Genomic DNA, 14,236 nt, shown 5'->3' on the forward strand with positions numbered 1-14,236 from the left:
GTTGCTATTGCTTACCCTGACGATTTTTATTGCTTGTAAAAAAATACTAGGAAGCTGTAGAAAAAAGTGAAAAGGTCAAGTATTGTTATCTTAATTTTTGCCTTTTGCCTTTTTCCTTTTTCCTTCCCTCTATCCAACGCTCGACTCTTGATATTGTGGCAATAGGTCGATAACGTTATTGAAGCTGGTAAAATAATCTTGAAGCGCGGTAGCTGCTTGACCAGTAAATTCTACCCATTCGTAATGGCAGAAATCTTGAGCAATTGTATCTAGATTGGACAATGGAAACTTAGAAGTAGCTATTAGAACAGAAACGCTTTTTTCTCCCAAACTAGTGTGATGATCTAGTTTTACCGCAGCCACATAGCTGGTATTAATGACAACGTTCTGTATTTTGATAAATGCCATAGCCAGTTTCAGCGTCCAGGATAATATATGTTATGGGATTTAACCCGAAAAAGTTGACAAGTTCGTTACAGAAGAAATACCACCTTGAATCCGAATAAATACAGGAATTGGCACGAATTATCAACCATTGAGAAGGTGAGAGAAATGCAACTAGCTTTAGTTATTTTTTACTACTGTTCTACTTGCACATAAATAACTAATTTGCTGGGTTGCTTTGGAACATTGAATTAATACAAAGAATAGCATAATTCATAGAAACTAAATCATTGGTTTAAATTAATTTTATGAACCAAATGAATAATTGGTGATGAAAATATCAAATTGACCATAGCATACTAGTATAAGTGATAACTTAGAAATTACAGGTGATAACTTGCTTGATGTAGATGATCAATCTGCATATATCTTTGGTTAGGAGATAGTTAAAGTTCTTAGTTGGTTACGTGAATTTTTCATCAATTACCATATCAGATTACATAGTGGAGAAAATTTATTTTTCACCAGCACATCATAATCATGAGATGTTTTTTGATGAATTTTTAATATAAATGGTCGCCGACAATTGAAGGGTATTTATTAAGCAAAGATTCATTTCATATATTGTACATAATAAACAAAACAAATATTGGGGAATTGGGAATTGCTAATTGGGCATGGGGGATAAATTCTGAAAAGAAAGTAACAGATACTATATATCAACTGAAAGTTTTGTGGTTGTTAGGCTTGCTGTAGATGATGTTGAATTTTGAATTGACTTACCTGTCCATGTTTGCCACCGATTTAGTCCACGGTTAACCAATTCTAAGTTGCTGTCACCGATAAAACAAATTCTGCCTAATCTTTCACAAGCAATGAGAATTTCACCGTGTCCCATAAATGGAGCAATCACAAAATTATTAGGGTTGGTGTACAAATTGAGCAAATAGTTAATAATTCCTTCCACACCTTCAACATTAATTGGTGTTTGGGGTTTCACTATTGTTTGATGGGAAAAAATTCCTATATAAAGATTGCCGAGTAATAACTCATATTGAAAGGGCATTTGATTATGTTTGTAAAAATCATAAATATGTCCTTCTGAACGGATGACGGCGACAACTCTGGCTTCATCTACTAAGTAATTATGCTCCCAGGTGGTTGAGAGAGTCGCAATCGCCAACGCCGCATCTGAAGGTAATAGGTTGCGAAATTCGGGTTTTGAGGTGTCACCGCAATATACTAGATGTCTGCCTAATATCCATTCATTACCCGCTTGGCTGTGGGAATGGGGAGATGTATTGGCTATTTTTTCGGATTTATTTTGACTCTTCTTGACAGCTAATTTAGCTTCTTTTTGTGCCATAGCACTTTTGTAAGCTAATGTCTGTAATTCTTTTTGCTGTGCTTGTAATTCTGCGGCTAATTGTGCTTGGTGTTCAGCTTCAGCAATATCTCCCCTAGCCAAAGCTGACTCACTAGCTTGTTGTGCTGATTCAGCTAAGTTACGTTCCTTTGTCCCTGCTCTCGCTATATTTAATAGTGCGGTGGGACTATCCGCGATCGCTGTACCCTTAATTAGCTGCTTCACTTCTGGGTGAATACTTTTAGCAATCTGCTTCCCATGCTGAAAAGTGCGTTCTGAGTAACCAGCTTCCCTGGCTAACTCTACAGTTCTTTTAGGTGGTGAAACGATTTCACCACCTGCTGTATTTTGATTGAAAGTATGTTGATTATCACCTGCTTTTGCCCGCAAACCCATACGTTCAAGAATCTGGTCACGTTCTAGCCATAATTCGGAACGCTCTAGCGGTTCTAGCTCATTGCGAATCAAATTTTCGTCAATTTCCGCCAATCTCGCCTGGTCAGCACCAGCATACTCGACGATATTACACTCAATCGCTTCTAGTCCCAACAACTTACAAGCAGTCAGGCGATGAAGTCCCGCAACCAAATTGAGCTTTTGGTCTACAGTGATGGGGTTAAGCAAGCCATTAGCCCTAATTGACTCCTTGAGTTCATCAACCTTCTCACCCTTGACAGGACGGCGGTTAAGACCGATTTTAATTTGGGCGATGGCTACTGTAGGCATAGACAATTCAAAATTAAAAATACTCTACGAGGAGGCTTGCGCCTACAAAATGCAAAATTAAAGACAGTGAATCAAATCACTGAGCATTACGACTTAGATATGCCGGATATGTTTCAAGAATGTCCAGAAACGATGATTTAACAACAGCGATTTCTCAGAATGTCCAATACTACACAGCTTAGGCGATCGCAATTCATCAATAATATTCAACACACATCATAGATATTCAAAGGGAATGGGAACTAACAAATAATAAATAAATTACTTCATTAGTTACCAATACCTAACCTGATGAATTGACAAAATCACATTTTTTTGCAATGATTAGACACGTATTTATGAAACTCCCTCCATCAACTCTTTAATTTTCGCTTCGTACTATTTGGGGTTTAAGTTTAAAAAAAGCAAGCGTATTTTACGCTACTTGATGCAAAGTCTAATTAGTGTAGAACATAGAAAGATTTGTAGTTAATTCACAATCACTTATATCGCTGTTAGCTTGTTTGCGGTAGGTATCAAAGTTTCCAAGTATTTACAAAAATCTAATTAGAATCTTTTGCACATCGATATTAATACAGGGAAAAGTTGTTCATATTAGCCATCATTAACTGTTTACAAAAGGAAGTATACAAGCGTCTTGTACTAATTCTCAGCCTCTCAATTTTGGATTGTAAATCGGCGTTAGGGTAGCAAACGCAACACAGAGAATATTTTGGATTTACTTCAATCCAAAATCCAAAATTCTTAGTCACTTCATTAATAATTGGGAAATGAAAATATGGAAGTCAACAAAGAACGCTTGCGCCAATTAATGATTAAACCTCAAGGTCGGTGGCGGTTAGTTTTGGCAGTTTCAATTACCTTTGCAGCTGGAATTGTCACTTTATACAACTTTGCACCGCAAAAATTGCGTTCATCAGACCAACCTCTGTCTGCTAACGCTTCTAAAGTCGCACCTGTGAAAGTTGCTGTCACAGCTTTAGGACGCTTACAACCAGATGGTGAAGTAACAACTTTGTCAGCACCTAGTTCTACTAACGGTATTCGTGTAGATAAGTTGTTGGTGAAAGAAGGCGACGAAGTACAAGCCGGGCAAGTCTTAGCATATTTAGAAGATTATGGCCGCGCAACAGCAGCTCTAGAGCAAGCTTTAGACAAACTACAAATTGCTAAAACTGAGCTAGCACAAGTAAAAGCAGGTGCTAAACCTGGAGATATTGAAGCACAAAAATCAACCATCGCACGGTTACAGTCACAACTCAAAGGAGAGATTGCGACTCAAGAAGCAACTATCAATCGCATCCAAGCGGAAGTGAATAACGCCCAAACAGAAAACGATCGCTATCAACAATTACTCAAAGAAGGTGCTGTGACTGCTTCTGCGGCTGATACAAAAGCCCTACAACTAAAAACAGCACAACAACAACTAACAGAAGCCAAAGCTGCACTTACCCGCACTCAAAACACCCTCGCTGACCAAATCAAAGAAGGTAAAGCGAGACTCAACAGTATTCAAGAAGTACGGACTGTAGATGTAGAGTTAGCGCAAAATCAAGTTAAAAGTGCTGTAACAGCCGTCAAACAAGCCAAAGCCGACCAAGAATTAGCTTATATTAAAGCTCCAATAGACGGCAAAATCTTGAAAATTCATGCCAAAACCGGGGAAGCAATAGGTAATACAGGCTTTGCTGATATTGGTAAGACATCACAAATGTATGTTGTTGCAGAAGTTTATCAAACCGATATTCAGAACGTCCGTCTAGGTCAAAAAGCCATCATCACCAGTCCAGCCTTTAGCGGGAAATTACAGGGGACAGTCAAAGAAATTGGTTCACAAGTTGATAAACAAAGCATCTTCAGCATCAACCCCAACTTTGACACAGACCGCAGAATCATCGAAGTCAAAATATCTATCGATAAACCCGCAGATAATCAACGGGTATCTCGTTTAACTAACTTACAGGTTGATGTAGCGATTCAGATTTAGTCAATAGTCAATAGTCATTAGTCATTAGTCATTAGTCATTAGGGAACAGGGAAAGTGATCAATCCCCAGTCCCCAGTCCCCAGTTCCCAGTCCCCAATCCCCAGTAACCCAAAGCCATGAATTTTAAAATTCCTTTAGCATGGCTACAGCTAGCGCAACAAAGGCTGCGTTTCCTGGTAGCTGTAGCCGGTATTGCCTTCATTGTTTTGCTGATGTTTGTGCAACTTGGTTTCCAAGATGCTCTTTATTCTAGTGCTACCGCCGTACATCAAAGCCTTAAAGGTGACTTATTTTTAGTTAGTTCTCAATATAAAGCTTTGACTGCAAATCAAAGTTTTTCTCGGACTCGTTTATACCAAACTTTAGGGTTTGATGGCGTGGAATCAGTTAACGCCATGTATTTGCAATTTGCTAAGTTGAAAAACCCGGCAACTGGGGAGAAATATTCTATCTATGTAATGGGTTTCGACCCAGGACAATCTGTGTTGAATATTCCTGAAATTGAGCAGAATTTAGATAGGCTGAAAATTCCTGATGTCATGTTATTTGACAGGGATTCACGACCAGAATTTGGCCCGATTGCTGAAAATTTTGAAAAAGGCGATACCGAACAGACAATTGAAATCTTTCCCTTTGATGGGCCTAGAGGTTACAAAGTTAGAGTTGGTGGCTTATTTAGTTTAGGCCCTTCCTTTGGTGTTGATGGTAACTTAATTGTCAGTGACTCAACTTTTCTTCGCATCAATCCCAATACTCGCCCAGTTGAAAAAATAGATATAGGTATCATCACTCTCAGCCCCAAGGCTGATAAAGAGAAAGTATTAGCAAATTTACGTGCTAATTTACCCAATGATGTCAGGGTATTTACACGCCAAGGGTTTATTGATTTTGAAAAACAATATTGGTCTGCTAGAACACCAATTGGTTTCATTCTCAACCTCATGCTGACAATGGCTTCTGTTGTGGGTGTGGTTATTGTCTATCAAATTCTCTACAGCAACATTGCTACCCAATTTATTGCTTACGCCACATTAAAAGCCATTGGTTATCCCAATTCTTATCTTTTAAATGTGGTATTTCAACAAGCTTTAATATTGTCATTATTAGCTTACATCCCAGGGTTTTTAGTTTCCGTAGCTTTATATAATTTTGCGATGGAAGCTACAAAATTACCAATTGTTATGACCGGAAACAATGCTTTAATTGTCTTTATTTCAGCCGTATTAATGTGCATAACTTCAGGCGCACTTGCTATTAACAAACTTCGCTCCGCAGATCCGGCAGATATTTTTTAGTCATTAGTCATTAGTCATTAGTCATTAGGGAACAGGGAACAGTCATTAATTTTTTGTGTTCCCCGCCCCTACACCCCTAAACCCTTACACCCCTCTTTAATATGAATTTGCAAAACAAGACTCTGCTCATTACTGGAATTGATGAATTTATCGGCTTGCGTGCGGCTGAGTTAGCGATCGCACAGGGAATAAAGGTGCGTGGGTTGCAAAGTTCTCATCATTCTGATGCGGCTAAAAAATTAGGTGCTGAGGTAATTGTTGGTAGTATCACTGATGCTACTGTGGCTCAAAAGGCTTGTCAGGGAGTAGATATTGTTTTACATACTGCTCAACTTACCGAAGAAGCTGGCCCTATTAAACAGTTTCAGGAAATGAACGTTGGCGGGGCTGTGAACATGGCGAAAGCTGCTAAAAGTGCTGGAGTCAAGACTTTTGTGCATCTTTCTAGTATTTTGGTGTATGGATTTGATTATAGCGATCGCATCACCGAATCTGGTCAACTCTCCACTAACGATAACCCCTACTGTCAAACCAAAATAGCTGCCGAAAAGGAACTTTTACCCCTCAATTCTTCCCCAGATTTCGGCATCATTATTATTCGCGCTGGTGATGTTTATGGGCCTGGAAGTTTACCTTGGGTAGTTAGACCAATTCACTTCATGCGTCAAAAGTTATTTGCTTATCCTAATGATGGGCAAGGTGTGATTAATCATGTCTATGTAGATAACTTAATTGATGCCATCTTTTTAGTAGTAGAAAAACAGACGTACGGCGAAATTTTTAATATCACCGATGGCGAAGCAACTTCCTGGAAAGAATATTTTATGCGACTAGCCGCAATGGAAGGTTTACCAACGCCGATGTCTTTACCAAAAGATGAAATTAAACTGTTTTTAAAACTACGTCATCAGGGGCAAAAACTATTTCGTAAAAAAGCGGATATCCTCCCAGAATCGGTAGATTTTATGAGTCGTCCCTATGCTTGTTCAATTGCTAAAGCCCAAACTTTATTAGATTACAAACCCAAAATCGATTTAGAAACAGGTCTGCGTCATACCAAACAATGGCTAGATCAAACTGATATTCAAAAACTATTGAAATAGATAGTTAGAAATATCAAGTAGAAGTTGACAGTCGATAAACCCTCCCAAAATTTTAACTTTGAGATGCTAAAATCTTCCGACCCTGAGATGGTAATCATCGCCTGAAATTCTGGAGAGTAATAATTGATTGTTAACCAATTACCATCAAAAACAACATTCATCCAACATGTTATTTAGGTGTGCATTATCCAATTGCATACTCAACAAGATTAAATCATACTATGATGCCTGAAAAATCACCGAGATTAAGTATTGGTTTACCTGTATACAATGGCGAAAAATTTTTGCCAGATGCCCTAGATTCATTGTTGAATCAAACATTTACAGATTTTGAATTAATTATTTCAGATAACGCATCTACAGATAATACAGAAGCGATTTGTCTAGCTTACGCTGCTCAGGATCAACGAATTCGCTACTACAGGAATCAAGAAAATATTGGTTGCGCTCGTAATTTTAACCTGGTGTTTGAGTTATCTAATACTGAATACTTCAAATGGGCTGCCCATGATGATTTACATGACCCTGATTTTATTAGGAAATGTATTGAGATATTAGACAAAGACCCATCATTTATTTTGTGTTCTTCTCAAGTATCTTTCATTGATGAACAGGGTGAATTTTTGCAACACTACAATGTCCATATCAAAGCAGATTCACCTAAAAAATACGAACGTTGTCATGAGTTGTTGGTTAAGCATCTTTGCTATCCCATTTATGGTGTAATTCGCTCTGATGCCTTGAGAAAAGTGCCACCGATGGGTAGTTTTGGTAATGCAGATGGCATCTTTTTATTGAGGCTTGGTCTAGTAGGGAAATTTTATGAGATACCCGAATATCTGTTTTTTGCTCGCACTCATCCAGAACAATCAATGAGTATGTTTTTTCCAGGTTTTTTATCAGTTACTGATAAGAATACTCAATACTCGGAAGGTGTATTCCCAGATTTTTATGCTTATACAGTATGGTGGGATTCATCCAAAAAAGGAAAAATCTTGTTCCCTCACTGGCGAATGTTCTGGGAGTATGTGATTTCCATATATCGGGTGCAAATGAATTTACATGAGTATTTACGTTGCGCTATTAGTTTATATCTAAAGTTAAAAGGGAATGAACCTTTGTTAATTAAGGATTTGCTGAAAGCATCACAAAAGATATGGCAAAGTTGGCATTATATACCACTCAAGACGGATGAATCCAATGCTGAATTAGCTGCATCTGTACAAGATTAGTCAGTGAAAAATTGCCTATTAAGGAGAATCAAAATGCTGCAAGTGAATCGATTACATCAGGTTTTACTAGCTAGTTTATTAAGCTTTACCTGTATTAGACCATTGAATGCAGAATCCACATCTAAATTAACAGTAGTTGTCAACGGAATCCGGCATCAAAAAGGTCAAATTTGCCTGAGAATTTATGATAGTGAAAAAGGCTTTCCTTTAAGCGATCGCAGCGAGGTACAAAGCGGTTGTACTCGCATTACAGGTAAGTCTATCACTAAGCATTTTTATGGCTTGAAACGTGGCACTTACGCTATAGCTGTAGTAGATGATCAAAATGGTAATCAAAAACTAGATTCTGATTTCTTTGGTATTCCCAAAGAAGGTTTCGGGATTTCTAATAATCCTAAAGTTTCTATTCAAACTGGGACACCTAAGTTTAGTAAATCTAGTTTTACTGTCACCAAAAATACAACTGTCAATATTGATTTGAAATACTCACTCGATCCTTAAGTTGGCAATAGTTGGTAGTAAGCACTTTAGTGCTGATTTTCTCAAGGACTAAAGTCCTTACTACTAACTGGCTGAATTACCTCTCAACTATTACAGATGGCACAGGTTGCCGGAGACTTATAAATGTCATGAGAGAACTGGCAGCATTCTTGTTTAGGTCTTTACTGGGATGGTTGGGGATTCAGGTATTTATTTCACTGTTGTTTTTGTTATATGTGCGATTATCACAGACGAAAAATTTACCTGATGAACAGTTACCTAAAGCAGCTGTAATTCTTTGCTTGCGTGGGGCTGATCCTTTTTTACCCAACTGTATTGAGGCACTCTTACAACAACATTACCCCAATTATGATTTAAAGCTGATTATCGACAGTCAAGAAGACCCAGCTTGGCAAATTGCTCATGATACCGTTAATCAACTAGGTGTAACTAATGTTGAAATTCATCACTTAAGAATTATTCGCCACAACTGTAGTCTCAAGTGTAGTTCGTTGATTCAAGCTATTTCTGATTTGGATGATTCTTATCAAGTAGTGGCTTTAGTCGATGCAGACACCATCGTACATTCAAATTGGCTAAGAGAGTTAGTTAGTCCTTTAGACAATCCTAAAATTGGGGCTACTACCGGTCATCGTTGGTATGTACCTACTGGCAAATACTGGGGTTCATTGGTACGCTACACAGGAAATATCGCTTCAGTTGTGCAGATGTACCTATTCGGTATTCCTTGGGGTGGGACTTTGGCTGTGAAAACTGAGGTACTGCGTCATACAGGAATTTTAGAGCAGTGGGCGCAGGCTTTTGGGGAAGATTTGATGATGCACAACATCCTCAGAAAGCATGGTTTGAGGGTGAGGTTTGTGCCGTCGCTGATTATGGTGAATCGTGAAGAGTGTGATTTGTTGGGGATACTTGACTATCTCCAACGTCTGATTCTTTATTCGCGTCTGTACCATCCCAGATGGTTGGCTATTGTCAGTGAGGCTGTGTCTAGTATTTTGTTTCCCACTTTTACAATTGTGTTGTTCTTCTTGTCGTTAGGTGATGCCCAGTGGGAAGTAGCAGATTTATTGTTTAAATCCTACAGTATTTACACTTTGGGATTACTTTCGTTAATGCTGCTGGTTGAGATGGTATTACAACCAGTGATTCGCAATCAAGGTCAGCCAGGGACAAAATTGTCTTTGCCACTGATAGGAAGGATTTTGTTAGCTATACCTTTGACACAATGGGTTTATGGGCTAGCGATGCTCTCTTCTATATGGATATCAACTGTAAAGTGGCGAGGGATTGTTTACCGGATTCGCGGCCCTTGGAATGTGCGGTTGGTCGAGTATCATCCCTATGATTTTTTAGATCAACCTGTTGATAGCAAAATTTCTCTTTGAAAACTCCTATTATCTGGTTTTGGATCATAAGAAATACAGGAATAAATGCCAACGTTAATCCAGAGAATGAACCAGGTTAAAAGGAGTTTTCTGGTTTGATTTGAGAAGTGAATTAGCTATTAAGTTTTTAACTGAGGATTTACATAACGAAGTGGTGCAAACTCTTGATCTGTTTTAATTCTGCGTAAATCCTACAGTTGTTTATCGGAAAAAGATAGGTTCAAAACTGGACTTGCGTCCCGCTACGCTAACGCCCCTAGTGGGCGAAAAAATCCTTGTTTCCCTTGGCGTAGCCTCTCGTAGAGAAGGTAGTTAAAAACCCCACCCCTTGTGGGTGGCTGAATTAATTGCGAATTGCGAATTGCGAATTGCGAATTGGTTTTATTTCCGATTAATCCTGGGAATATCGAGAATTTAATTGCTGATTGGAGTCTCTAAAAACATGAAGAAATTTTTGCTTCAGATCGTGGTGCAAGACTTCATAGTCACTCAATCACAATTAGATATGCTCTCTAGAACAGATCATGAGCTTTGTAAATAACTGGTGAATGATTTTTTTAGAGGTCATAAATAATGAATGATTTTGTGGTATCGATATCGAAATTTTTGGTGAGTTGGTTAGTTATTCAGGTCAGTATCATCTTGCTGTTTTTGTGGAGTTTAAATTCTCGTTCCAAAACTTTGCCGGATGAGCAATTACCGAAAACAGCCGTTTTGTTGTGTTTAAGGGGTGCTGACCCGTTTTTACCTAATTGTTTAACATCGCTACTTCAGCAAAACTATCCAAATTACGATGTGAAGCTGATTATCGATAGTGAACAAGATCCAGCTTGGCAAGTTGTGAGCGATACGATTAATCAATTGGGTGTGACTAATTACCAAATTAATCATTTGCGAAGCATCCGACAGACCTGTAGTCTCAAATGTAGTTCTTTAATTCAAGCGGTATCAGAACTAGATGAGTCTTATAAGGTTGTGGCGTTAGTTGATGCTGATACGATAGTGCATTCCAATTGGTTGCGGGAATTAGTCTCACCGTTAAATAATCCTTCTGTGGGTGCAACTACAGGAAATCGTTGGTATCTTCCAACTGGTAGGTATTGGGGTTCTCTAGTTCGTTACATCTGGAATGTTTCAGCTGTTGTACAGATGTCCCTCTACGGGATTCCTTGGGGTGGGACTTTAGCTATTAAGACAGAGGTGCTGCATCAGACAGGACTGTTGGAGAAGTGGGGACAAGCCTTTGGCGAAGACACGATGATTCGTAGTGTCTTGGGTAAACATAACCTGAAGGTGAAGTTTGTACCTTCTTTGATTATGTTGAATCAAGAGGAGACAGATTTACCGAGTTTGAGGTATTGGTTACAACGTCAATTAATGGCTTCTCGTCTTTACCATCCTTTGTGGCCTGCGGTGGTGGCTGATACGGTGTTGACGATTTTGCTACCACATCTGTTAATTGTGGCGATGGTACTAGCTTGGTTTAGTGGTGATGGGAATACAGCTACTCTCGCCTTCCTTTGGTACGTAATTTATATACTGGCGTTAGTGATGCTCATGATCATTTTGGAGTTAAGTATTCAGCCAGTGATTCGTTCTCAAGGTAAGCCAGTCATCGAATTATCATGGCCACTCATCTGGAAGATGATTATAGGAATGCCTTTCACACACTGGATTTATGCCATAGCCATGTTTCGCTCATTGGATATGCCGACAGTCCATTGGCGTGGTGTTACCTATGAAGTGCAAGGGTCTTGGCAGATCCGATTAAAGGAATATCATCCTTATCAGACGAAAGATCAACCAAGCGATCGCCAAATTTCTCTGTGAACTCTTGGAATCAATGCGTAAATCCCAGACCTTATTCAAATTGATCAAACAAGATTCACAAACTTATTCAAGATTATGAACAAGCCTAAACTTCGTATTGCTTTATTTACAGGGTTATATGCTCCTTTTTTAACTGGGGTTTCCGTTGCTGTTCACCAGAGGGTGCGTTGGTTACTACAACAGGGACATGAAGTTTTTTTAGTCCATCCCCAGTTTAATGATAAGTATCCCAAACAAGTAGGCGATCGCCCTATGCCTGGGTTAGATGAGTTAAAGTCTTATCCTAATTTCTCGTCCTACTCTTTCCCCACTGAACCCCTAATCTTTTACAAATCTCTACCCCAACCTTTGAGTTATCGCCATTGGAGTGATACCGAATTACTCACAGAGTTTCAACCTGATATCATCATTGTTGAAGAATCAGCCCAAATGCGGGGTGTATACTCGGTTTTAATCCAAGGTTATGGTCGTCCTGTAGGTGTGCAGTACGCTCAACGGACTAAAACCCCCATTATTTCAGTCTTTCACACAGATATCGTTGCTTATATCAGATACTACTTGGGTGATGTTTTCTTTAAGTTCTTTCGTCCCATCATTCCTATGCTGGTGAAGCAGTCTAGCGAAGTCTACGATCTCAATGTCTTTTCTTCTCGCGAACAACTGATTAAATACCAAAATTTAGGATGCTACCCTAGCGAATATGTCCCTTATCAGGGAATAGATTGTGAAAAATTCCATCCTCGCAACATCTCTCACAACCCCATCCCTGACGATGATAGACCGACGATTCTCTTTGTGGGACGCATCACTGCTGAAAAGAATGTTCCCCAATTAATTGATGCTTATCCCTTGATTGCGGCTAAAATTCCCGACGTGCATTTAGTGATTGTGGGTAGTGGCCCTCTAGATGCAGAAATTCGCAAACGCGCTGAAAAGTTCGGCTCAGGTATTACTATCTGGGGTGAGTCTCATGGTACAGAGTTGTTAGGTTGGTTTGCGCGTGCGGATGTGTTTGTCAATCCTTCGGTGACAGAGAACTTCTGCACCACCACTAACGAAGCTTTGGCTTCTGGTACTCCTGTAGTTGCAGCCTTAGCACCGTCAACTTCAGAACAAGTAACTCCTGGTCAAAATGGCTTTTTAGCTGAACCCAACAATCCCGCAGATTTTGCTCAAAAGGTTGTAGATATTCTCTCTAACCCTGAACTGAAAGCAGCTATGGCCGCACAGGCTCGTCCTTCCATTTTGGAATACGATTGGTCAGCCTGTATGGAGAAATTTGAAACCAAACTTTACGAGTTGGTAAAAGTCTCAAACACGTCAGCAATTACGGTTGTTTAGTAACAAGAGTTTGTAGTGAGGACTTTAGTCCTCATCTCAGGACTAAAGTCCTTACTACGAACTCTAAATTCCAGAGTTTGATTGAAACCCTTAACTATTAACTATTCCATCTTAATTTTAAATTAATATAATATTTCAATTTGAGTTTTTACATCTGCTTATTTTATAAGGTGTTAGCGATCGCAATTAAAAGTAGTGTGACTGTACCTGAATTTTTATGACATTTTATGATTTTTCATATAAAAGCAAATTTCCAGATGATAAATTATTCAGTTAAATTACTAATTGTCTACGTATAGACAGTAATGAAATACAAACTTAAGGGGAATTTTATGCAATCCAGAAAGCCAAGTTTTGGATTATTAAAACTTGCGTATATGTCAATGATTCCGCTTTCAGTTATAATGATATCTCAATCAACTTATGCTAATTCTTCTAATCGAAAGCCTCAAGTCTTAACACAAGAAAACAATACTTTACTTTCTACAAAGCTTTCTCAAACATCTTTTACTGTTGCACAAGCTAGTAGTTTAACAGGCGTTTGGAACTGTAATGATGGTGGAGTTTACTTTATTCGCCAAGTGGGGAATCAGTTGTGGTGGTATGGTCAAAGTGCTGATGGTGGAGAAACTTGGTCAAACGTATTTCAGGGTACAATCAGGGACAACCAAATAATTGGCAGTTGGGCTGATGTTCCTAAAGGTACGATTAGAGGATATGGTGAGATGACGCTGAGGATATCAGGTAATCGTATCCAAAAAATCTCAGGTGGAGAGAATTTTGGTGGTAGTTTATGGAGTCGTTAGGGAATAGGTTATCTCAATCGATGGTATTTACCAAAGCCAACAAACAATAGAATCACGGGTTGGACTGTGAGAGGAATTGGGACGAGCGAGGAGCTTCACCCCTGAATCAAATTTAGAAAATCCATATTTTGCAAGAGTTTCTGGATTTGAATCTGTTTCATAATTTTAGTGAATTGGTATCAATGAATGTAGGGTATGTCAGCGAGAGAAAAGCTAACTATCTCAAGAATTTATACTGACGCACCCTACTAATCTATAAATTTGCAATCATGTATTT

The 14,236-nt window shown here is 38.8% G+C and carries 11 protein-coding genes; 9 read left to right on the forward strand and 2 right to left on the reverse strand.

The window, feature by feature from the left end; translation table 11 throughout:
- Nucleotides 1-129: 129 nt before the first annotated feature.
- On the reverse strand, nucleotides 130-408 hold the full coding sequence (locus ACQFX9_RS02030; protein WP_427160479.1) for a hypothetical protein: 279 nt from the start codon (nucleotides 406-408) through the stop codon (nucleotides 130-132).
- A gap of 688 nt (nucleotides 409-1,096) precedes the next feature.
- Nucleotides 1,097-2,476: a ParB N-terminal domain-containing protein gene (locus tag ACQFX9_RS02035; protein WP_427160480.1), complete on the reverse strand. Its 1,380-nt coding sequence runs from the start codon at nucleotides 2,474-2,476 to the stop codon at nucleotides 1,097-1,099.
- 778 nt (nucleotides 2,477-3,254) lie between these two features.
- Here ACQFX9_RS02035 and ACQFX9_RS02040 point away from each other — a divergent pair.
- The 9 genes from ACQFX9_RS02040 (at nucleotide 3,255) to ACQFX9_RS02080 (ending at nucleotide 13,959) form a co-directional block, all read left to right on the forward strand.
- Nucleotides 3,255-4,463: an ABC exporter membrane fusion protein gene (locus tag ACQFX9_RS02040; protein ID WP_427160481.1), complete on the forward strand. Its 1,209-nt coding sequence runs from the start codon at nucleotides 3,255-3,257 to the stop codon at nucleotides 4,461-4,463.
- 116 nt (nucleotides 4,464-4,579) lie between these two features.
- The gene (devC, locus tag ACQFX9_RS02045; RefSeq protein WP_427160482.1) at nucleotides 4,580-5,758 is read left to right on the forward strand and encodes an ABC transporter permease DevC; all 1,179 of its coding nucleotides are present in this window, start codon (nucleotides 4,580-4,582) and stop codon (nucleotides 5,756-5,758) included.
- 101 nt (nucleotides 5,759-5,859) lie between these two features.
- The gene (locus ACQFX9_RS02050) at nucleotides 5,860-6,861 is read left to right on the forward strand and encodes an NAD-dependent epimerase/dehydratase family protein (protein WP_427160483.1); all 1,002 of its coding nucleotides are present in this window, start codon (nucleotides 5,860-5,862) and stop codon (nucleotides 6,859-6,861) included.
- Nucleotides 6,862-7,082: 221 nt separating this feature from the next.
- The gene (locus tag ACQFX9_RS02055; protein WP_427160484.1) at nucleotides 7,083-8,093 is read left to right on the forward strand and encodes a glycosyltransferase family 2 protein; all 1,011 of its coding nucleotides are present in this window, start codon (nucleotides 7,083-7,085) and stop codon (nucleotides 8,091-8,093) included.
- Nucleotides 8,094-8,126: 33 nt separating this feature from the next.
- Nucleotides 8,127-8,594: a DUF2141 domain-containing protein gene (locus tag ACQFX9_RS02060; RefSeq protein WP_427160485.1), complete on the forward strand. Its 468-nt coding sequence runs from the start codon at nucleotides 8,127-8,129 to the stop codon at nucleotides 8,592-8,594.
- Between the two features lie 128 nt (nucleotides 8,595-8,722).
- Nucleotides 8,723-9,982, forward strand: coding sequence for a glycosyltransferase (locus ACQFX9_RS02065; protein ID WP_427160486.1), 1,260 nt, complete (start codon nucleotides 8,723-8,725; stop codon nucleotides 9,980-9,982).
- A gap of 573 nt (nucleotides 9,983-10,555) precedes the next feature.
- The gene (locus ACQFX9_RS02070) at nucleotides 10,556-11,812 is read left to right on the forward strand and encodes a glycosyltransferase (RefSeq protein WP_427160487.1); all 1,257 of its coding nucleotides are present in this window, start codon (nucleotides 10,556-10,558) and stop codon (nucleotides 11,810-11,812) included.
- A 75-nt stretch (nucleotides 11,813-11,887) separates the two neighbouring features.
- Nucleotides 11,888-13,153, forward strand: coding sequence for a glycosyltransferase (locus ACQFX9_RS02075; protein WP_427160488.1), 1,266 nt, complete (start codon nucleotides 11,888-11,890; stop codon nucleotides 13,151-13,153).
- A 404-nt stretch (nucleotides 13,154-13,557) separates the two neighbouring features.
- Nucleotides 13,558-13,959, forward strand: coding sequence for a hypothetical protein (locus tag ACQFX9_RS02080; RefSeq protein ID WP_427160489.1), 402 nt, complete (start codon nucleotides 13,558-13,560; stop codon nucleotides 13,957-13,959).
- Nucleotides 13,960-14,236: the final 277 nt, after the last annotated feature.

It is taken from the genome of Aliinostoc sp. HNIBRCY26, from assembly GCF_050235535.1.
Lineage (GTDB): Bacteria > Cyanobacteriota > Cyanobacteriia > Cyanobacteriales > Nostocaceae > Trichormus.

Coding starts and splice junctions, on each gene's coding strand:
- devC (WP_427160482.1), top strand. CDS start 4,580: ATGAATTTTAAAATTCCTTTAGCATGGCTACAGCTAGCGCAACAAAGG.
- ACQFX9_RS02040 (WP_427160481.1), top strand. CDS start 3,255: ATGGAAGTCAACAAAGAACGCTTGCGCCAATTAATGATTAAACCTCAA.
- ACQFX9_RS02055 (WP_427160484.1), top strand. CDS start 7,083: ATGATGCCTGAAAAATCACCGAGATTAAGTATTGGTTTACCTGTATAC.
- ACQFX9_RS02075 (WP_427160488.1), top strand. CDS start 11,888: ATGAACAAGCCTAAACTTCGTATTGCTTTATTTACAGGGTTATATGCT.
- ACQFX9_RS02030 (WP_427160479.1), bottom strand. CDS start 408: ATGGCATTTATCAAAATACAGAACGTTGTCATTAATACCAGCTATGTG.
- ACQFX9_RS02080 (WP_427160489.1), top strand. CDS start 13,558: ATGATATCTCAATCAACTTATGCTAATTCTTCTAATCGAAAGCCTCAA.
- ACQFX9_RS02035 (WP_427160480.1), bottom strand. CDS start 2,476: ATGCCTACAGTAGCCATCGCCCAAATTAAAATCGGTCTTAACCGCCGT.
- ACQFX9_RS02065 (WP_427160486.1), top strand. CDS start 8,723: ATGAGAGAACTGGCAGCATTCTTGTTTAGGTCTTTACTGGGATGGTTG.
- ACQFX9_RS02050 (WP_427160483.1), top strand. CDS start 5,860: ATGAATTTGCAAAACAAGACTCTGCTCATTACTGGAATTGATGAATTT.
- ACQFX9_RS02070 (WP_427160487.1), top strand. CDS start 10,556: ATGAATGATTTTGTGGTATCGATATCGAAATTTTTGGTGAGTTGGTTA.
- ACQFX9_RS02060 (WP_427160485.1), top strand. CDS start 8,127: ATGCTGCAAGTGAATCGATTACATCAGGTTTTACTAGCTAGTTTATTA.